Annotated in this window: 21 protein-coding genes and 2 pseudogenes; 7 read left to right on the forward strand and 16 right to left on the reverse strand. The window is 44.3% G+C overall.

Annotated features, from left to right (window positions below):
- Positions 1-2: 2 nt before the first annotated feature.
- Positions 3-191, forward strand: a complete 189-nt coding sequence (locus DX073_RS10405; RefSeq protein WP_115007989.1) for a zf-HC2 domain-containing protein — start codon at positions 3-5, stop codon at positions 189-191.
- A gap of 15 nt (positions 192-206) precedes the next feature.
- Here the strand turns inward: DX073_RS10405 and DX073_RS10410 are convergent, their stop codons facing one another.
- The 5 genes from DX073_RS10410 to DX073_RS10430 form a co-directional block, all read right to left on the reverse strand.
- Complete coding sequence (locus tag DX073_RS10410; protein WP_115007990.1) at positions 207-938, reverse strand: ribonuclease HII; 732 nt, start codon at positions 936-938, stop codon at positions 207-209.
- Between the two features lie 68 nt (positions 939-1,006).
- Positions 1,007-2,905: a bifunctional tRNA (5-methylaminomethyl-2-thiouridine)(34)-methyltransferase MnmC2/FAD-dependent 5-carboxymethylaminomethyl-2-thiouridine(34) oxidoreductase MnmC1 gene (gene mnmC / locus DX073_RS10415; RefSeq protein WP_115007991.1), complete on the reverse strand. Its 1,899-nt coding sequence runs from the start codon at positions 2,903-2,905 to the stop codon at positions 1,007-1,009.
- 16 nt (positions 2,906-2,921) lie between these two features.
- Positions 2,922-3,344 (reverse strand): SH3 domain-containing protein, encoded by a 423-nt coding sequence (locus DX073_RS10420; protein ID WP_115007992.1) that lies wholly within the window; start codon positions 3,342-3,344, stop codon positions 2,922-2,924.
- An 8-nt stretch (positions 3,345-3,352) separates the two neighbouring features.
- Positions 3,353-3,658, reverse strand: coding sequence for a YciI family protein (locus DX073_RS10425; protein ID WP_115007993.1), 306 nt, complete (start codon positions 3,656-3,658; stop codon positions 3,353-3,355).
- A 158-nt stretch (positions 3,659-3,816) separates the two neighbouring features.
- The gene (locus tag DX073_RS10430; protein ID WP_115007994.1) at positions 3,817-4,443 is read right to left on the reverse strand and encodes an inner membrane-spanning protein YciB; all 627 of its coding nucleotides are present in this window, start codon (positions 4,441-4,443) and stop codon (positions 3,817-3,819) included.
- A gap of 189 nt (positions 4,444-4,632) precedes the next feature.
- Here DX073_RS10430 and truC point away from each other — a divergent pair, with 189 nt between their 5' ends.
- Complete coding sequence (gene truC / locus DX073_RS10435) at positions 4,633-5,355, forward strand: tRNA pseudouridine(65) synthase TruC (RefSeq protein ID WP_115007995.1); 723 nt, start codon at positions 4,633-4,635, stop codon at positions 5,353-5,355.
- Positions 5,356-5,736: 381 nt separating this feature from the next.
- On the opposite strand, the gene DX073_RS10440 is transcribed toward truC, so the two are convergent.
- The gene (locus DX073_RS10440) at positions 5,737-6,816 is read right to left on the reverse strand and encodes a 3-deoxy-7-phosphoheptulonate synthase (protein WP_029103111.1); all 1,080 of its coding nucleotides are present in this window, start codon (positions 6,814-6,816) and stop codon (positions 5,737-5,739) included.
- Between the two features lie 241 nt (positions 6,817-7,057).
- On the opposite strand from DX073_RS10440, the gene DX073_RS10445 reads away from it, so the two are divergent.
- From DX073_RS10445 to DX073_RS14745, 3 genes and pseudogenes are all read left to right on the forward strand, one after another.
- Positions 7,058-8,053 (forward strand): polyprenyl synthetase family protein, encoded by a 996-nt coding sequence (locus DX073_RS10445; RefSeq protein WP_220186756.1) that lies wholly within the window; start codon positions 7,058-7,060, stop codon positions 8,051-8,053.
- Between the two features lie 102 nt (positions 8,054-8,155).
- A pseudogene (locus tag DX073_RS15085) lies at positions 8,156-8,275 on the forward strand (helix-turn-helix domain-containing protein); the annotation flags it as partial.
- A gap of 82 nt (positions 8,276-8,357) precedes the next feature.
- A pseudogene (locus tag DX073_RS14745) lies at positions 8,358-8,447 on the forward strand (IS3 family transposase); the annotation flags it as partial.
- Positions 8,448-8,689: 242 nt separating this feature from the next.
- Here the strand turns inward: DX073_RS14745 and DX073_RS10455 are convergent.
- The 9 genes from DX073_RS10455 to DX073_RS14115 all read right to left on the reverse strand — a co-directional run bounded on the left by DX073_RS10455 (position 8,690) and on the right by DX073_RS14115 (position 15,889).
- Complete coding sequence (locus DX073_RS10455) at positions 8,690-10,840, reverse strand: heavy metal translocating P-type ATPase (RefSeq protein WP_115007997.1); 2,151 nt, start codon at positions 10,838-10,840, stop codon at positions 8,690-8,692.
- 166 nt (positions 10,841-11,006) lie between these two features.
- A complete protein-coding gene (locus tag DX073_RS10460) occupies positions 11,007-11,540 on the reverse strand; it encodes a hypothetical protein (RefSeq protein WP_115007998.1) in 534 nt (177 codons plus the stop codon).
- A 5-nt stretch (positions 11,541-11,545) separates the two neighbouring features.
- A complete protein-coding gene (locus tag DX073_RS10465; RefSeq protein WP_115007999.1) occupies positions 11,546-11,932 on the reverse strand; it encodes an ASCH domain-containing protein in 387 nt (128 codons plus the stop codon).
- A 32-nt stretch (positions 11,933-11,964) separates the two neighbouring features.
- Complete coding sequence (locus tag DX073_RS10470; protein ID WP_115008000.1) at positions 11,965-12,459, reverse strand: hypothetical protein; 495 nt, start codon at positions 12,457-12,459, stop codon at positions 11,965-11,967.
- An 11-nt stretch (positions 12,460-12,470) separates the two neighbouring features.
- Positions 12,471-14,012 (reverse strand): threonine ammonia-lyase, biosynthetic, encoded by a 1,542-nt coding sequence (ilvA, locus tag DX073_RS10475; protein ID WP_115008001.1) that lies wholly within the window; start codon positions 14,010-14,012, stop codon positions 12,471-12,473.
- A 10-nt stretch (positions 14,013-14,022) separates the two neighbouring features.
- Positions 14,023-14,634: a Fic/DOC family protein gene (locus DX073_RS10480; RefSeq protein WP_115008002.1), complete on the reverse strand. Its 612-nt coding sequence runs from the start codon at positions 14,632-14,634 to the stop codon at positions 14,023-14,025.
- Positions 14,631-14,801, reverse strand: coding sequence for a hypothetical protein (locus DX073_RS14360; RefSeq protein WP_156471027.1), 171 nt, complete (start codon positions 14,799-14,801; stop codon positions 14,631-14,633). The genes DX073_RS10480 and DX073_RS14360 overlap by 4 nt, the downstream gene beginning before the upstream one ends.
- Positions 14,802-14,853: 52 nt before the next feature.
- Positions 14,854-15,603 (reverse strand): YebC/PmpR family DNA-binding transcriptional regulator, encoded by a 750-nt coding sequence (locus tag DX073_RS10485; protein WP_115008003.1) that lies wholly within the window; start codon positions 15,601-15,603, stop codon positions 14,854-14,856.
- Between the two features lie 73 nt (positions 15,604-15,676).
- A complete protein-coding gene (locus tag DX073_RS14115; RefSeq protein WP_147279721.1) occupies positions 15,677-15,889 on the reverse strand; it encodes a hypothetical protein in 213 nt (70 codons plus the stop codon).
- 119 nt (positions 15,890-16,008) lie between these two features.
- Here DX073_RS14115 and DX073_RS10495 point away from each other — a divergent pair, with 119 nt between their 5' ends.
- Positions 16,009-16,839: an ion transporter gene (locus tag DX073_RS10495; protein WP_115008005.1), complete on the forward strand. Its 831-nt coding sequence runs from the start codon at positions 16,009-16,011 to the stop codon at positions 16,837-16,839.
- Positions 16,840-16,967: 128 nt separating this feature from the next.
- Here DX073_RS10495 and DX073_RS10500 read toward each other — a convergent pair whose 3' ends face one another.
- Entirely contained in the window at positions 16,968-17,573 is a 606-nt protein-coding gene (locus DX073_RS10500) for an META domain-containing protein (protein ID WP_115008006.1), read from the reverse strand.
- Positions 17,574-17,755: 182 nt separating this feature from the next.
- On the opposite strand from DX073_RS10500, the gene DX073_RS10505 reads away from it, so the two are divergent.
- Positions 17,756-18,625 (forward strand): EamA/RhaT family transporter, encoded by an 870-nt coding sequence (locus tag DX073_RS10505; protein WP_115008007.1) that lies wholly within the window; start codon positions 17,756-17,758, stop codon positions 18,623-18,625.
- The last annotated feature ends 42 nt before the right edge of the window (positions 18,626-18,667 follow it).

Genomic DNA, 18,667 nt, shown 5'->3' on the forward strand with positions numbered 1-18,667 from the left:
CAATGAAACGATTAAAAAATTGCCAAAAAATGACTGAATTGATGAGCTTATCACAAGAAGAACCATTGACTTTATCTCAAAAAATGGCGGTAAAGTTTCATCTTTTGATGTGTCCTGAATGCCGCAGGTTTGATGATAATAATCGGGTGTTAAAAGAGATGATAAAACAGCATAAGAATTTAAAGGGATGATTTGTTTTAAAGCGATTAAAAAAGCTGATTTGCCAATATCGTCCGCATGGGATTAAAACTTTTACGATGCTCGGGCAATATCCCATGCTCATAAATGGCGGTGGTATGGGCTTTGCTGGCATAGCCTTTGTGCTTGTCTAGTCCATAATCAGGATAAATCTTGGTATAGTCATTCATGGCGGTATCACGATGAACCTTGGCAAGGATACTGGCACAAGCGATAGACGTGTGAAGGCTGTCGCCCTTGATGAGCGTGTGAATGCACGGTTGAAAATCGGTAAAGTCATCGGACAGCGTGGGCGCAGCGTTGCCGTCTATCACGATGATAAGATTGTCATTTTTGCTAACGTTATTTAACACAATCAAATTTTCAATAGCAAGTCTCATGCCCAAAAGAGTCGCTTGATAAATGTCAATCGTATCAATCACATAAGCAGGAATGTCAATAATGACATAGCTTTGGCAGGTTTGCTTAATCGGGTCAAAGACCAGATTCCGCTTTTTTTCGGACAATTTTTTGCTGTCGTTGATAAGAGCAAGGGGCGTATTTGTCAGGTCAATTTGCCCAAATTCGCCCGTCAAATCATTATCCAAAATCACCGCCCCAACCGTCATTTGCCCAAACAGTGAACCTCGCCCTACTTCATCAATGCCGATGACAAAAGTGCGTGATGTGGGTTCGTGATTTTTGTGGGCGACAACGGTGCAAGCGTGGGCGTGCGTGTTTTGGGTGTGGGCTTTTATCATGGTATTTTTAAAATTATAAAAACCGTTCGTGCTGAGCTTGTCGAAGCATGGCGGTTTTTTGCGTAAATTTATCTATTTTGGTCAATCGGTGTTTGCAGGCGTGGACGGTTTGGGTTTAATTTATCCAATAAAATATGAGAGACAGGCAACGGCTCATCAAAAATCAACCCTGCCAAAATCTCACCACAAATCGGAGCAAAACTAAACCCCTTTGATCCCATGCCATAGACGGTGTATAGTCCTTGATTGCCCATTTCACCGCCAACTTGACCGCCTATTTCTCCGACTAGGGGGTGGTAATCAGGTGTTTGGGCTCGTATGCTTGCCCGTCCGTGTAAGTCCTTGGTATTGATGTTTAACTCATCGGCAAGGCTTGGTAGACTTTGGCGAAGTTTAGCCAAATTAAATTCATGCTCATCATCACGCACCGATGTATCAGTATCATTACGCACAAAACTTGCCCCCATTAAAAAGGTGGGCGTATCGCCTTTATCAAAAGTGGCACAATAGCCGTCATATTTTATTGGGGTGGCGATTTTGGCTTTTAACTCATCAGATATATGGCGAATATCAAGCCATGAGACTTGCCCACGGATTTTTCTGGGGTTAAATAACTCATCATTTAATAAATAACTTTCAAACCCTGCACAAATGACCACGATGTCGGCAGATAGCTCTCTGTTGTCATCTTTTGCCGTCCATGTGTCATTGTCTTTTGTGATGTGTTTGGCATGAAACTGTTTAAAATGAATTAGGGGGTTTGATAAAATAAAATCCGCCAATTTATGTGTATCAATTAGACCTGCTTTTGGCGTGTGGGTGTTGATGATTTGATGATTAAAATCAGCATTGTCTGAATTAAAATTTTCATTAAAAATACCAATCAGCTCATCAGGATAGCTGTTTGCTAAATGAGCTAATTTTTCATGCGATTTTTGCGTGGGTAATAAAAAATCTATCGCCCCTGTTTGGGAGAATATCTCATCATTTGATGATTGATTAAACGCTTTGTAAATCCGCTCGGCATACAAAAAGCTGACGGTGGGCAGATGATTGGGAGCGTCTGATAGTTGGGTGAGTTTGGGGGCGAACAGGGCTTTGGGGTTGCCTGACGCTCCTGCTAGTGGGGCGGTTTTGTCAATCACGCTGACCGCCACGCCACGCCTTGCCAACGCATGAGCGGTAAAGAGTCCTGATACGCCAGCTCCGATGATGATAGCCGATTTTGGCGTGGGTTTGGGTGTGGCGTTGCCGTCAAAGGTGGCGGTTATCATCTCACGCTTACGCCCAAAGCCCTTGATTTTTTGTACACTCATGTCGATAGCTGTCAAGGCTCGTCTGACTGCCCCACTGCTGGTAAAGGTGGCAAGGGTGGCGTTAGGTCTAGATAGGCGTTTGATTTGACCAAAAATCTCGTCTGACCACAACTCGCTGTTTTTGGCAGGGGCAAAACCGTCTAAGAACCAAGCATCCGCAAGTCCATCGCTTATTTTGCAGAAACTATCCAACGCATCGCCTAGCCATAAATCTAGCGTGATATTGCCAAAATGCAAGCGATGACACCCTGTTAAGGCAAGCGGATAATTATCCAGTAAATCCTTGATAAATGGGGTGGTTTGTTCGTCCTGCCATGCCGATAGGGCGGTGGTTAGGTCGGCATGAGAGAGCGGATATTTTTCGGTACTGACAAAATACAGACGGGCGGACGGCGGGGCGGTTTGTTGCCAGAGCAGGCAGGTTGCCAAAAAGTTTAGCCCTGTGCCAAAGCCTGTCTCCATGATGACAAAATGCTCATGTTCGCCCAAATTGGCAAAGCGGTGGGGCAAATCATTGCCTTGCAAAAAGACATGATTGGTCTCATCAAATCCGCCCGCTTTTGAAAAATAAATGTCGTCAAACTGCTCGGAGCTGGGCGTGATGTTGCCCAAACTGTCGGTTTGCCATGTGATGTCTGCGGTCTGTATCATGGTCTGTCAGGTCGGTTTATTTGCGTTTCATGATGAGTGACGCTAGGATAAAGCCAAGGATGAACGACACCAAGGTGCTGATAACGCCATAAAGAAACAACTGTCCACTACGTTCATTGACCAACACATTGACCTGCGTGGTCAGCTCGTCAATCCGCCCTTGTAGTTCGCTGTTTTTGGCGAGTAGCTCGGTATTGGCACGGGACAGCTCATTATCGTCGGGGCTGTTCAGCTCGGCAATGGTGGGGGCGTTGGGGTCGTGCGGGCTTGCAGGTGGTGGCGGGACGGGGGTTTGGCTCTCTGCGTTCTCACTCTCGCTGGCATTGCCATTGGTGCTGGCGGTGGGCGTGCCAGATGTCGGATTGGAGGCGGTTTGAGCAAGGCTGACCGCAGGCAGTAAGGCGGTGGCAAGCAAGGCGGTAATGATGGCAACTCTCATGGCAACTCTCAGGCGTCACTGTCGGCAGGCAAGGCTTGGATAAAGGGGCGAATGTCCACATGGCTATACACACCGCCATGCAAATACGGCTCGTCATTTGCCCATGCTCGGGCTTGCTCGATGTCATCAAAATGGGCGATGATAAGGCTGCCGCTCATGGCAGGTTCGCCGTGTGTGATGGGCGTGGGGCCTGCGATGACAAGGCGGTTTTGGGCGTGTAGGGCGGTCAGTCGCTCGATGTGAGCAGGGTGAATCTCGCTACGTTTGGCGGTGCTGTCGGCAACATCATGACCGATAATGGCAAATAGTGGCATGGGGTTTTCCTAATTTTGGATTAATGTGTTGTTTGATTTGGTTGTTTGTTACGAATAGGGTTTGCAAGATATTTTTATCAATTTTATTTTGATAAATTAAAATAAAATCTATGGATATCTATGAATCATAGGTAAAGCCATATTTTAGCACTTTTAAATTATTTTTTAACTGCTGTTTCATCTATCTTAATGTGTTTACGCAGGACAATAAACATACCGACCATAAAGCTTATCATGACGATAATATCGCCAAAGGCGGTAAACTCGCCCCAGTACTCGCCCCCCATAAAGATAAAGGCAAAAAAGGCGTGTAGGCTTGCCATGAGTACAAAAAATCCTGCCCATGCTAGATTAAGTTTTTTCCATGCTGATGATGATAAGTCAAACACAGGGGAGAGTAGTTTTTGAATGGCGGATTCTTTGTTGCTCAAAAAAAATGGCGACAAAAATAAGGCAAGGGCAAAGCCTAGATTAATTAAAATCGCTTTTAGGCGAATATAAAAATCATCACGCAAGGCAAGGGTTAGCCCGCCAAACACCACGGTCATCAGTAGCACAAAAATCTGCTGTTTTTGCAGACGAAATTTTTGACTGACAAACAAAAAGCCATATATGACAAGCGTGGCAAGGGTCAGCCCTGCGGTCGCTACGATGATGTGGTTGTTGTTCTCGCCCCCTGTTAGCCCAATGGCGGTCAGTAGGGGGTGGGCAGGATTGTCCTTGTCTGTGGTCTTATACAGATAAAAAAAGACAATGATGGGAATGTAATCAAGTAGGGCTTTCATGGGTGTGATGTGTCTAAAAGGTGCTATTTTACACGCTTTTGGGGGTAAAAGTAAAATAAATTGGGATTTGGTGGGTGTTTTTTGCAAGATGAATAAATTGCAAGATAAACTGGCGTTATTTGTTGTAGCAAGGTAAAATACTGCCCCAGTCGCTCTATCAGGCAAGCTAAATAAATCGGAAACGGCAAAATGTTACAAATTTTATATCAAGATGATGACGTGGTGGTGGTAAACAAACCTGCTGGTATGCTTGTTCATCGCTCATGGCTTGACAAGCATGAGACGGTATTTGTGATGACGGTTTTGCGTGATATGCTTGGGCAACACGTTTTCCCTGTTCATCGGCTAGACCGCCCGACATCAGGGGTGCTATTATTTGCTAAGTCGTCAGACGTGGCACGGACATTATCTTTACAATTTGAAAAGCACACGGTAGAAAAGTCGTATCTGGCGGTGGTGCGTGGGTATTTGCTCGGCAGCGGGCGGATTGATTATCCCTTAAAGGTCAAACTTGACAAAATCGCTGATAAATTTGCCAGTAGCGACAAAGAACCACAGTCCGCCATGACTGATTATGAGAATTTGGCAACGTGCGAAATGCCCTTTGTCTCGGTGGATAGATACGCCACATCTCGGTATAGCCTTATGAAACTTATCCCAGTTACAGGGCGAAAACACCAACTAAGACGGCACATGACTCATCTTTTTCACCCCATTGTTGGCGATACCACGCATGGCGACACCGCCCAAAATCGTGCGGTGGCAGAGTTCACAGGCGTATCAAGGCTGCTTTTGCACGCTCATACTTTGGCATTTGATGACATGAGTGGCAAGCGTATCACGGTGGTCGCCCCACTTGATGATGGATTTGGCAAGGTGGTGCGTGATTTTGGGTGGGGTAATTTGCTCTAATAATGTTGTATTTTGACAAAACCACCCAATTGAACCGACCTTTAAATCTTAGACATAAGACAAAAGACTAGGTTGTGGCAAGTGGTTGTATCAACTCCGATTGGACTAAGATTCTGTAAGTTCACAGGACTTAGCCCTTTTGGTTTGCTCTTTATTCTACAGCGAACAAAATTGAATTCTGCACGCAAGCCGTTCACCCTGAGTTACGCCTGTGGGTCGGTTTCTATTATGGTTCGACTTAGCTCATCACGAACGAAAAACCTTAGCACTTTTTCATTTTGCAGAGTGTACTTTTTAGGTTAATGTCTTTATAGGGTATAGAAACAATAAAGGCGAATCTCTCCGCCTTTATTTGTGGATTTAAGGTTTTTACCGCCAGTTTTAACGATTTGGCAAATGCTCTTTGACGTCTTTGGCAAACTGACGTAACACGTCCACTGTGCTGTCCCAATCCAAACAGCCGTCCGTAACCGATTTGCCGTATTCTAATTGGCTTAGGTCGGCAGGGATATTTTGACGACCGCCTTTTAGGTGACTTTCAATCATGAGACCCATGATAGATTTGTTGCCTTTTTGGATTTGCCCTGCGATGTTTTGGATAACCATGGGCTGTAAGTAGGGGTCTTTGCCAGAGTTGGCATGGCTTGCGTCCACCATGATTTTGCCGTTGGTTTTGCCACGGGCAAGCTCGTTTTCGGCGGCGGCAATGGCGGTTTCATCATAGTTGGGCTGGTCGTTACCGCCACGCAATACCACATGGGCGTATTTATTGCCCTTGGATTTGATGATAGACACTTGTCCGTCTGATGACAATCCCAAAAAGCTATGCCCTGAGCTGACCGCTTGCATGGCATTGACCGCTACGGTCATGGAGCCGTCCGTACCGTTTTTAAAACCGACAGGGCAAGACAAACCGCTTGACATCTCACGGTGGGTTTGTGATTCGGTGGTTCTGGCTCCGATTGCCGACCAGCTAATCAAATCTTGCATATATTGGGGGGTGTTAGGGTCAAGGGCTTCGGTGGCACACGGCAAGCCTTTTTCGTTTAATTCCAAAAGTAGCTTACGAGCCATACCAAGCCCTTTTTCGATGTCAAAGCTGTCGTCCATGTTCGGGTCATTGATAAGCCCTTTCCAGCCTGTGGTGGTGCGTGGCTTTTCAAAGTACACACGCATGACGATAAATAGCTCGTCTTTTAGCTCGTCCGCCAACACTTTTAATTTGTCCGCATACTCATGGGCGGCATTGACATCATGGATAGAGCAAGGTCCGACCACGACTAGGATACGCTTGTCTATGCCATCCAAAATGTCTTCGATGACCTTGCGACCGTGCAACACGGTGCTAAATGCTTGGCTAGATAGGGGGTAGGTGCGTTTTAGTTCGGCGGGGGTGATTAGGGGTGTGATTTTTTCAATATTCACATCATCAATTTCTGTATGGTGGGTTAAAAAAGACATAATACCTGCCTGTATTTATTGGGTTTGGTCAAAGGGGTATTATGCACAGTTTTACACCGTTTGACAAGATAAAAAGTGAGAAAAAGGGCAAAAATTTTAAAAATAGTTTATGGATTTTTATAAATTGATAATTTATGGTTATTTATAAAATTGCTAAAAGTTGGTACAAAATCCCATCTCTCCTTTTGCCCAATGCCCTCAAATGTGCTATCATAGCCCCATTTTAGTTTTGAGAATGACAATGATCACGCCCACTTATTCTGAGATTTTATCCGTTGTTGCTGATGATTTTGCCGTCATGGACAAGCAGGTTTTTGGCTCGCTAAATTCCAAAGTTCAGCTCATCATGAAAGTGTCCGACCACGTCATCAACGCAGGCGGTAAGCGTATGCGACCTTTGATGACTTTGCTTATCTCACGCATGATAAAGGACGAGCAGTACAAGCCAAGTCTAGAACTTGGGGCGATTACCGAGATGCTCCACACCGCCACGCTCGTGCATGATGACGTGATTGATGAGTCTGGCATGAGACGGGGGCGACCGACCGCCAACGCCACTTGGAATAACGCCACGGCTGTACTGGTGGGCGACTATCTTATTGCACGCTCGTTTAACCTTTTGACGGGTTTTGGCGACATGGCGTTATTAAAGCTGTTCTCGGACGGGACGTGCGACATTGCCGAAGGCGAGGTACTACAACTGCAACACCAGCACAACATCGAGACGACCGAAAGCGACTATCTACAAATCATTGATGGTAAGACTTCACGGCTTTTTATGATGGCGTGCGTGGGTTCGGCTTTGCTTCATGGTAAGCATGATGACAAGGAGTTACTTGCCAATTTGTCTGATTTTGGGCAACATTTTGGCAATGCCTTTCAGATGATTGATGACGTGCTGGACTTTATGGGCGACAGTCAAACGATGGGCAAAAATCTGGGCGATGACCTAGCCGAAGGTAAGCCCACTTTACCGATTATCAAAACCTTAGAAATCCTAAAACAAACCAACAGCGATGACTATGACAAGCTAAGAATCGCTGTGCAAACAGGCAAAACGGACAATGCCGAGACGCTCATCGGCTTGGTGAAGTCATCAGGGGCGTTGGACTATTGCAAAAATCGGGCGTTGGACGAAACTCGCCTTGCCCAAACGGCTCTCATGAAACTGCCTGATAACAAATACCGCCATGCGTTGTATCAGCTGACTCAATTGGCGAGTGCCAGATTGGTATGATTTTTAAAAACTACCGTTATCTAATGAACCACCCCCAAAGCTTGCCACTCTAACCTTTGGGGTACTTTCTATGGCAAAATACCAACCGACTTTAAACTGTCTGTGATTGAGTATTATCTTAATCATCACAGTTATCACCAAACCGCCAAACACTTTAATCTAAACCACAAGACTGTAGAGCCATGGGTTAAAACCCATCAAACACATGGCATTGATGGCATCAAAAGACGACATGCAAAGGCTGTTTATGACACAGACTTTAAGCTTAATGCCGTTCAAGCCATTCAACAAAGCCCAACTCATCAAAGCAGACAAAGACTTGCCTTTAAAAGAACAGATAAAGCACATTTATCATACACACAAAGGCAGGTATGGTTATCGTCGAATTACACTCTACAAAATGAAAAAGCACCACGGTTTTTCGTTCGTGGTGAGCTATGCCTGCCCATGACGGAAACCGACCCACAGGCAAGCGTTTGGCGAACGGAAAACCTAGTTCAACATACTTTTTTAGACCACACCTAATTTTTTAATCAATTTATTTTAAAAAATAAATTTAATCACAATTTTGTGCGTAATTAGCACCCACCAATATCGTGTATTTTTACCATCATTTTAATTAAAATGATACCCCATTTATTTATCCTTTGTATTTTCTTTTAAATCCACCCCCTTTAACCGCAACGCATTGGCAAGCACCGACAGCGAACTTAATGCCATGGCGATACTGGCTATCATCGGATTTAAGACACCAATCATCGCAAGCGGTATGCCGATGATGTTATAAATAAAGGCAAAAAATAGGTTTTGTTTGATGTTCGTCAAGGTCAATTTGGCGATTTTGTGGGCGTGATAAACACTCATCGCCCCGCCCGTCTCCGACTGTATGAGCCGAACACTTGCCGAGCCTGTCGCCACGTCTGTGGCACCCCCCACCGCCATGCCGATGTCGGCTGTGGTCATTGCTAGGGCGTCATTGATACCGTCCCCTATCATGGCGGTTTTGTGAGTTTTTTGTAATTCTTTGATTTTTAAGGATTTATCCTGTGGCGATAGCTCCCCATAGCCGTCTATGCCAAGCTCATCTGCTACGCTGTCCACCACGCTTTGACGGTCGCCACTTAGGATAACAGGCGTGATACCGTCTGCTTTGAGTTTATCAATGAGCGTGCAGGCGTCCGCTTTTAGGGTGTCGGCTAGGGCAAAAATCCCTGCCAGCTTGTCATCAATTGCCACAAACACAAGACTGGCAGTAGGATTGGCTTGGATAAAGGCGTGTTCTTTCTCGCCCAAATCAGCATGAACAAAACCGCTCGTCCCCACCTTTACCACGCCCACGCCAGCGATGTCGCCTTGTATGCCTTGCCCTGCTTGGCTTAGGATATTTTGGGCAGTCAATGTCGGAGCGTGATTATCATGAGCATAAGCGGTTATTGCACGGGCCAGGGGGTGCGTGCTGTGGCTCTCAATGCTTGCACTCACGCCAAGCAATGTGGGCGTATCGGTCAGGCTCAATGTATCCACCACCACAAGATGACCGTTCGTCAGCGTGCCTGTCTTATCAAAGGCGATCGCCCCAATCTGCCCTGCCGTCTCCAACGCCACCGCGTCCAAAAACTGCACCCCATGCCGACTTGCCACCCCCATGCCCGCCATAATCGCTGTGGGCGTGGCAAGCCCCAACGCACACGGGCAAGCAATAACAAGTACGGCAACCGCTCGCATGAGTGCGGTGTCAAATTGCCCCAAAAGATACCAATTTGCCAAAAACGTCAGCACCGAAAGCCCCACCACCACAGGCACAAACACGCCTGCCACACGGTCGGCAAGCCGTGCAATCGGAGCCTTTGTCCCCTGTGCGTGCGACAGTGCGTCCGTCATCTGCCCAAGGGTGGTCTGTGAGCCTGTGGCGTGGGCTTGATAGGCAAAACTACCGTCCACCACCACGCTCCCTGCCAGTACGTCATCGCCATAAGTTTTTGATAAATAGGCACTTTCTCCTGTTAGATGAGCTTGGGTAATGTCCCCTTGACCGTCCATGATGACCCCGTCCACGGCGATTTTGTCGCCATGATTGGCTTGCAAAATATCGCCCACTTTGACGTCCGCCAACGCCACGTCCGACCACACATCGCCACGCTTGACCTTGACCGTCTGCGGTAGTAGCTCCATGAGTTTGGATAAGGCGTTAAGACTGCCTGTTTTGGTGCGGTGTTCTAGGTATTTACCAAGGCTCACAAAAGTCAAAATCATCACGCTTGCTTCAAAATACACATGACCGCCCACAAGATAAGCATAAGTAGAATACGCCCAAATCATACTCGTCCCCAATGCCACCAGCATGTCCATGCCAAGAAGTCCGCCCCTTATCCCTGCCCACGCTCCTTTATAAAAAGGTGTGGCAAGGGCAAACTGGGCAATGCTTGCTAGCACAAACTGCACCCAATTTGGGGGCATGAGTGCGTGCGAGCCTATCATCATGCCTGCCATACCCACCCAAAACGGCAAGGACAGCACACCAAGGGCAATCAAGCGATATGGCGGTGCGTCACTATGGGGCGTGGTTTGGGATTGGTCTTGGACAAATTCCCCTGTAAAGCCTGTCTTTTTTATCCATGTCAAAATCTCATCGTGAGACGTGTCGCCTATCATGCTAAGGGTCAGCGTTTCTGTGGCAAAGTTCACATCAGCACGCTCTACGCACTCTTTTTTATTTAAGACTTTTTCTAGGCGAGTGGCACAGGCTTGGCAGGTCATGCCTTGTATGGTTAGGGTGTGGGTGGACATGGTTTGACTCTTTTGATAGATGACAGGGCTTACCTAATCCCTACTATCTATGGGCAAAAGATTGTTTGTCAATAGCTCATAGGCATGACTGCTTAAATGAGAATTTGGGCTTGTTGATGGTTTAATAATTAAAATGACCACATTCTTATGATTTAAGAAGTATTTTTTATGATGGGTTCTTGTTGGTATTTTGTACAATTTTTTCCTTTACAGCATCAACCCACGCCTGCGTTTCTGGGGTTTTGGCATAAGGATTTAGGGTAAATTCTTTATTATAATTACAAGTATCCGCCCAACTGATAAACCTTACTTTATTTCCCAATGTGGTGGGGTTTTTAAAGGTTAATTCTACCACATTATTTTTGATGGAAAATAAATAGCGATAAGTAACAGATTGGATATTACCATAATCTATTGATTTACTTATCTTGCCATTTCTAATAAATAACCCATTTTCTACTTCTTTGACTTCATCGGCAAGAATTAAAATATTTGCTTTCATATAATTAAAAGCCATTATATGAAAAGCAGTCATCACAATCACAAAAATGAAAAATATGATTGATGAATTGCATGCCATTGGTAGGGCGGTTAAGGTAAAAATACTGATAAAAATTATCCCAATAAAATACATTATTTTATATTGTATTTTATAAAAATAAACAGTATCACTGGCAATACTTTTTGGAATTAAGGTCATAATACTTAAACCACCTTAAATTCGGTAAATAAAAGCCTCATTTGTTTGTCAAATACCCCATAGCGTTCAAAAAATTCTTGATGGGCTGTTCGCCAATACTGCAAAGACAAATCGCCTTCACCTTCTTTTTTTGCCAAATTTTCATCAACTTCATCAAAGTTTTTGATAAATTGGGCGACAAGTTGCACCACGCATTTGGGTGTGTCTTGACCGTCCGTGATGACTTCATAGCCACCGACCAAAGTTTTGTCATTTTCTTTCAAATGCCAGCTTAGGGCGGTGCAAGTCAATGTCTTTTTGCCGTCTAATACAAGTTGTACAAGTTCATCCGCCATTTGTGGACTGTCGCCAAACGACCAATGGGGTAGGGTATCAAGGTTTGGAATGGTCATTGTGTATTTGTTAATAGGTTTTGATTGACTGTTTACTTGATTTTTTCTTGCAGGCTATGGATATAACTTTCCGTTACAGGATTTTTTGTCCAAGCGGTTTTAAAATTACTCGCATCTTCCCAAGTAACAAAATATACCTTTTTACCAAATTGATTGGGCTTTTTAAAATAAAATGTAACAATCGGATTTTTGTTATCCAAAAACCAGTTGGTATGATATTTTACTTGTTCCAAATCACTAAAAAGAATTTTTTCGTATTTTTGACCAATAACAATAATAAAACCGTCAATCGTTTCCCAAACTTCATCAGCGTGATTTTTGCTAAGTGTGATAAAATAAAAAATACCAATGGCAAATAATACAAGCATCGTCACGACTTCAGAGGGCGTTAATTCTTGAAACTTCATAACAAAAAATATGCCAAAGAATAGGGGCAATACATACTTTGAAAGTGATTTGTCCAAAGCGGTACAATCAACCGCAATACTCTTTAAGCCATGTTGTTTGATAAATTGACGGTCTAGCATAAATTAGCTAACTACTTCAAAAACACCCCATAGCCCACATTTTCACTTAAATCTTCACAATCATAACCAATCTCAGTCAATGCGTCCACGATTTGCCGTGATGAATGGGCGGTAGCTTGTAGTCCCACCAATACTCGTCCTTCTGCCGCCCCGTGATTGCGGTAGTGAAACAGAGTTACATTAAAATCTTGCCCGAGTTTTTCAAGGAAATTTAATAGAGCATTGGGGCGTTCTGGGAACATCACACGGAACAATTTTTCGTCATTGAGCCGACCGTGTCCGCCAATCAAATAGCGAATGTGCGTTTTGGCGACTTCATCATCGGTCAAGTCAAAGGCGGTGTAGCCCCCCTTGTCCAGATTGTCCATAATCGTGGTGCGTTCCGCCTGACCGTCTTTTAAGCCAATGCCCACAAATATTTGGGCAACGCTTGGACTCGTTGCGTCTAACCGATAATTAAATTCGGTGATGTTACGCCCTTGCAAGGTGCGACAAAAGTCCAAAAACGCCCCTGTTTTTTCGGGCAACTGCACCGCAAAAATCGCTTCTTTGTTTTCGCCAATCTCAGTGCGTTCGGCAATATAACGCAAGCGGTCAAAATTCATATTTGCCCCCGAGACAATCGCTACGCAGTTTTTGCCAGTCAAGTTATGCTCTTTGATGTACTTTTTTAGCCCTGCCAATGCCAACGCCCCAGACGGCTCAACGATATGGCGGTTTTCTTCAAAGATGTCTTTGACACTGGCACAAATTTCATCGTTATTGCAGGTTATCACGTTATCGATGACTTTGCCTTGACCGTTGGATTTGGTTAGATTGGCGATGTCAAAAGGAATTTGTCCGATTTGGGCGACCGCCACCCCGTCTGCAAATAGGCTTACTTGCGGTAAGCGAGTGCGTTTGCCGTCCGCTAAGGCGACTTTTAGGCACGCTGCCCCTTCGGATTCCACCGCAATGACCTTGACGTGTGGGGCAACTTCCCCCAAAAATGCCGACACGCCTGCCACCAAGCCACCACCGCCCACAGGTACAAACACATATTCCATCTCTCGCCAGTCTTGGGAGAGTTCAAGGGCGACCGTGCCTTGCCCTGCGATGACTGCTTTGTCATCATAGGGGGCGATGTAGGTCATACCGTCCGTTTGGGATTTTTCTATGGCATAGCGGTTGGCTTCGTCAAAACTGTCGCCGTGTAGATACACCTGTCCACCAAAGGCTTTGACCGCTTGGACTTTGATGTCGGGCGTGGTTTTGGGCATTACAATTAAGTTATTGATTTTTAAGCGATTTGCCGAATATGCCACCCCTTGTGCGTGGTTGCCAGCCGAGGCACAGATGATGCCTTTTGCTTTTTGTTCGTCCGAAAGCTGGCTGATTTTGTTGTATGCTCCACGCAATTTAAAGCTAAACACAGGCTGTAAGTCTTCGCGTTTCAAGCGAATGTCGTTGCCAAAACGGGCGGAGAGTTTGCTTGCCTTATCAAGTGGTGTGCGAATGGCGACATCATAAACGGTGGCGGTGATGATAGAGCGGACGTAGTCGGATAGGGTCATGGCTGGTTACTTATAATGTTAAAAATAATCTCTTCAAAGCCGTGATAAGTGGCATAATAATGACTCTCTTCGGCGGCTTGATACCATTTTGTTGGGAAAGATAAGGCGTTGTGGTGTCGTTTAGCACGACATAAAAGCCTGCTTGATTAGCAATGATAAGCAAGGTCTCTCGCTGTGTGCGACCATTGCCGTCAATAAAGGGGTGTATGGCGTTTAGCTCGCCCATAAATTTGGCACTTATTTTGACAAAGGCTTGTTTGTCCATGCCGTGATGTAGTTGGCAAGTTAATTCATCATAGATTTTGGCAAGCTCTTTGGCGATAAATTCAGGACGACAAAAAGGCAATCCTCGCCCTGTGGTATAGTCCCGAAATTGCCCTGCCCACGCATAAAGCTCACCAAAAAGCTCCTTGTGCATGGCTTGTAAGTCTTGCGGCGATAGGCTTTGGGCGTTTTTTGACAAACCATGGTGTAAGGCATATTCCACAAAAAACGCTTCGGCACGGTCAAGGTCGGCTTGGGTGGTAATGCCAAGTTTATTGACAAGCACGCTTTTGCCAATCTCGCCATAAAAATAATGCTTGGCGGTGGTCTCATCAGAATGTGCCGAACCGATTTTCACGCCTTTATGCCCAAATGCTGTTTGACGGCTTGATAAAACTGTGCCTTGGGGCGGTCAATCACCGTTGTCATAAAACGCTTGTCATCTTGGGTTAGCACAATCCCTTCAATGGCGTTGTTTAGGCGAGTGTAGTTTTGACGATGTGTGGTCTGTTGGTTGGTTGTCATTTATCTATCCAAATCAAAATAGCCATGCAAAACACGGCTATTTATTAAAGCATTACGCATCTAATTGTGCCATCACTTCATCGCTAAAATTCACGTTAGTATAGACTTCTTGTACGTCATCTAAATCCTCTAACATATCAATCATTTTTAGCACACGCTGGGCATCATCAATGTTATCAATGTCAGCATTTGTGCTTGGCGACATGGTTACTTCGGCATTGTCCGCTTTTAGCCCTGCATCAGCTAGTGCATCCACCACCGCCCCAAAATCGTTAGGCTCTGTGATGACAAGCAAGCTCTCGCCGTCATTTTCAATATCCGTTGCCCCTGCTTCTAGGGCGACTTCCATGACTTTATCTTCAAGAGATACATCATTAAAAACAATCTCGCCACGCTTAGAGAACAAATACGCCACCGAACCTGATGTACCTAGGTTGCCACCGTGCTTAGAAAAAGCATGGCGAACCTCGCCCACCGTGCGGTTTACGTTGTCGGTCATGGTCTCCACGATGACTGCCACACCGCCCACGCCATAGCCTTCATAGGTAATCTCTTGGACGTTGTCGCCTTCTCCGCCCCCTTGCCCACGTTCAATGGCACGTTTAATCACGTCTTTGGTCATGTTGGCGGCGTTGGCTTTTTCTAGCACGGCACGCAGGCGTGGGTTGTTGGCAGGGTCTGGGTCGCCACCTTTACTGGCGGAGACGATTTCACGAATGATTTTGGTAAAGATTTTGCCTTTTGCGGCATCTTGTTTGGCTTTACGATGTTTGATGTTCGCCCATTTACTATGACCTGCCATAGAATGCACCTTTAAAATGAAAATAATAAAAATGAGTTATTATACAAGGTTTGGGCGGATTTGCCAATATTTGCTAGGGGCAATGTGTGCGATGATGCGTTTCTTGATATTCAGGCGAACTCATGTCAAGATAGCCTTGTGGTGTGCGTGGGGCTGGGATATGGCGTTGGCAATTTGGGTCGTAAGTTGGGTAAGTTTGGGGGTTTTGGCTCCCATTGTCAGAAAAATCCGCCATGTTCATGCAAGTGGTCAGGACAAGGGGTAGCATTAAGATGATGATTCTCATGATAAATCAAATGTAAAAAGCCTAAAACGTATCAATCATAACAAGAATTTTGTAAAAATACTATCCCAAGCCCCAACTTTATTATAAAATACGCCCATCTTTCTCTCATTCTATCTTGCATGAAAGCCCCTGTTTACAAAAAAAGCCTGCCCTTAAAAGAGAAAATCCACATCATTATCGAAGGCACTGACACGCCTGCGGGACGATTTTTTGATGTGGGGCTACTCATCGGTATCGCTTTTAGCGTGGTCGTGGTCATGCTTGACAGCGTGCTGTATTTGCGTTTGCAGTATGGCACGCTGTTTTTGTATGCAGAGTGGTTTTTTACCATTTTATTTACCATAGAATATTTATTACGACTATACTCCGCCCCCAATCGCAAGCGTTATGCGTTTAGCTTTTTTGGCGTGATTGACTTACTTGCGTTATTGCCAAGCTATCTTAGTTACTTTTTTGTGGGAACGCAGTATTTGCTTGTGGTGCGGATTTTGCGGATTTTGCGGATTTTTAGGGTATTTAAGCTCAAATCCTACATGCAACAAGCAGGATTTTTGGCGGCTGCCTTTCGCACCAGTCAGCACAAAATCATCGTCTTTTTCCTATCATTATTACTGCTTGTGACCATTTTTGGCTCGGTCATGTACGTGGTCGAAGGCCCTGAGAACGGCTACACCAGCATCCCCAAATCCATCTATTGGGCGGTTGTGACTTTGACAACCGTGGGTTATGGCGACATCTCCCCCAAAACCCCGATAGGGCAAGCGATTGCAAGCATGGTGATGATTATGGGTTACTCCATCATTGCCGTACCGACAGGGATTTTTACCGCTGAGCTGTCACGCACCATGCGACCACAGCTACACCCCATCACCTGCCCAAAATGCGGTAAATTCGGGCATGCATCCAATGCTAAGTTTTGTGATAGATGTGGACATGATTTGCATTTGTGATTTATCTGTTTTATGCTCTCTAAATCATCAGAATGCAGAATGCCAAGCCTTATCAAACTTACATTAACTATGACCTAAACATCTGCTTTGCTTTAAATAAATATCACATCTAATGAATTTGAAATTTGTCATAAGCCAGGCTTTGTCGCAACTGTGTTGATAAATAGCCAATATTGATGATTGTGGGTTATTTTTAAAATCTTTTGCATGTCTTTTTGATAAATTTCATAATCACCATTTAAAATAACAGTATGGATAATGTTGTCATCTAAATCTTTAGGTAGTGGTGAGCAAGCCATTTCAGTTGTTGGTAGGCTACCTTGAATTTTTATACCCGTCTTGGTGAGTACAAATTCACCATCCATGCTGTTGCAATTATTGGGCATGTATATCCAATGATTGTCTAATTCTACACTTTTTTCAAAAATCAATATAAAATCATCTTTTTTAACAATCGGCAAATTTAGGTTGTTAAAATTTATATCACTTACTACAATCAATCGCCACTGATTGGATATAGTTTCATAAGTTAACACTAATTTTTGCCAATCACTAGATTTTAGGGAGCTTAATAATTCATCATTGGTTGGTAATGCTGGCGGTGGTTTGTTGTTATCTTTGTTGCCATTGGTGATATTGACATCATGTTCAATCGTGTTTTTTGAATTTTGATTGTGATTGGTGCAGGCAGAAAGTAACATTATGAATAAAAGAATAGAAATTTTTATGTTCATCGCACCGTATTTTTGTTAAGTTTGATGCTTTATTATCACACATCATATTGATGATTTCAAATGGAGAATTGGATAAAAGGGTGGACATCTTGGTTGATTTGGTGAACACCCCTTCACGCCACTTGACAAACGCCCAATTATGGTTATAATATCACACCAATTTGTAACAAAATATTTCATCCATGATTTTTCTACTCTCTGCCATTTGTGCCAGTGTCTTGGTGTCTATTTTTCTAAAAGTAGCACGCCGTCAAGGTATTGATATCGCCCAAGCCATTTTGGTGAATTATATCACCGCCATTATTTTATGTATTTTTTTATTAAAGCCCAGTTTAAATGTCAGTGAAATTATGGCAAATGGGGCATTTATCGTCATCGCCTTGGGCGTGCTGTTGCCGAGTGTATTTATCATCATGGCAAAGGCGGTGCAATTAGTCGGTATCGCCAAATCAGACGTGGCACAGCGTTTGGCGTTGTTTTTGCCGATATTGGCGTCATTTACCATTTTTGGCGAAAGTCTAACGCTTGCCAAAGGCGTGGGTATTGTCTTAGCCTTTTTATCTTTAATCACCCTAACTTATAAACCCAATCTAAAAAACAGCCACGCAAAAACGGACAATTCATTAAATATCAAAAACACCGCCTTAATATTAGGTGGGGTATGGGTAGGCTATGGCGTGATTGATATTTTATTTAAACAAATGGCGAAACTTGGCAATGCGTTTCCTAATACACTTTTAATCAGTTTTATATTGGCATTTGTGCTGTTATTTATTTATTTGATAATCAATAAAACCAAATGGCAAGGTAAAAGTTTGATGAGTGGGATTTTGCTTGGGGCATTAAACTTTTTTAACATTTTATTTTATATCAAAGCTCATCAAGCCTATAAAGATGACCCGACCTTGGTATTTGCTGGCATGAATATCGGCGTGATATGTTTGGGGGCGGTTGTGGGGCTGCTTATTTTTAAAGAAAAAATCTCCAAAATTAACGGTATGGGGATTGTCTTGGGCGTGTGTGCGGTGTGGTGTTTGTTTTATTTGACTTGATTTGAAATAATTTTAAATAATAAAAATCATCAGGTGCGTGTT

This window comes from Moraxella lacunata, from assembly GCF_900453205.1.
Taxonomy (GTDB): domain Bacteria; phylum Pseudomonadota; class Gammaproteobacteria; order Pseudomonadales; family Moraxellaceae; genus Moraxella; species Moraxella lacunata_B.

Coding starts and splice junctions, on each gene's coding strand:
- DX073_RS10455 (WP_115007997.1), bottom strand. CDS start 10,840: ATGTCCACCCACACCCTAACCATACAAGGCATGACCTGCCAAGCCTGT.
- mnmC (WP_115007991.1), bottom strand. CDS start 2,905: ATGATACAGACCGCAGACATCACATGGCAAACCGACAGTTTGGGCAAC.
- DX073_RS14360 (WP_156471027.1), bottom strand. CDS start 14,801: ATGACAACCAACCAACAGACCACACATCGTCAAAACTACACTCGCCTA.
- DX073_RS10465 (WP_115007999.1), bottom strand. CDS start 11,932: ATGACCATTCCAAACCTTGATACCCTACCCCATTGGTCGTTTGGCGAC.
- DX073_RS10420 (WP_115007992.1), bottom strand. CDS start 3,344: ATGAGAGTTGCCATCATTACCGCCTTGCTTGCCACCGCCTTACTGCCT.
- DX073_RS10500 (WP_115008006.1), bottom strand. CDS start 17,573: ATGAACATAAAAATTTCTATTCTTTTATTCATAATGTTACTTTCTGCC.
- DX073_RS14115 (WP_147279721.1), bottom strand. CDS start 15,889: ATGAGAATCATCATCTTAATGCTACCCCTTGTCCTGACCACTTGCATG.
- DX073_RS10485 (WP_115008003.1), bottom strand. CDS start 15,603: ATGGCAGGTCATAGTAAATGGGCGAACATCAAACATCGTAAAGCCAAA.
- DX073_RS10460 (WP_115007998.1), bottom strand. CDS start 11,540: ATGACCTTAATTCCAAAAAGTATTGCCAGTGATACTGTTTATTTTTAT.
- DX073_RS10505 (WP_115008007.1), top strand. CDS start 17,756: ATGATTTTTCTACTCTCTGCCATTTGTGCCAGTGTCTTGGTGTCTATT.
- DX073_RS10445 (WP_220186756.1), top strand. CDS start 7,058: ATGATCACGCCCACTTATTCTGAGATTTTATCCGTTGTTGCTGATGAT.
- DX073_RS10425 (WP_115007993.1), bottom strand. CDS start 3,658: ATGCCACTATTTGCCATTATCGGTCATGATGTTGCCGACAGCACCGCC.
- DX073_RS10470 (WP_115008000.1), bottom strand. CDS start 12,459: ATGCTAGACCGTCAATTTATCAAACAACATGGCTTAAAGAGTATTGCG.
- DX073_RS10440 (WP_029103111.1), bottom strand. CDS start 6,816: ATGTCTTTTTTAACCCACCATACAGAAATTGATGATGTGAATATTGAA.
- DX073_RS10410 (WP_115007990.1), bottom strand. CDS start 938: ATGATAAAAGCCCACACCCAAAACACGCACGCCCACGCTTGCACCGTT.
- ilvA (WP_115008001.1), bottom strand. CDS start 14,012: ATGACCCTATCCGACTACGTCCGCTCTATCATCACCGCCACCGTTTAT.
- DX073_RS10405 (WP_115007989.1), top strand. CDS start 3: ATGAAACGATTAAAAAATTGCCAAAAAATGACTGAATTGATGAGCTTA.
- truC (WP_115007995.1), top strand. CDS start 4,633: ATGTTACAAATTTTATATCAAGATGATGACGTGGTGGTGGTAAACAAA.
- DX073_RS10430 (WP_115007994.1), bottom strand. CDS start 4,443: ATGAAAGCCCTACTTGATTACATTCCCATCATTGTCTTTTTTTATCTG.
- DX073_RS10495 (WP_115008005.1), top strand. CDS start 16,009: ATGAAAGCCCCTGTTTACAAAAAAAGCCTGCCCTTAAAAGAGAAAATC.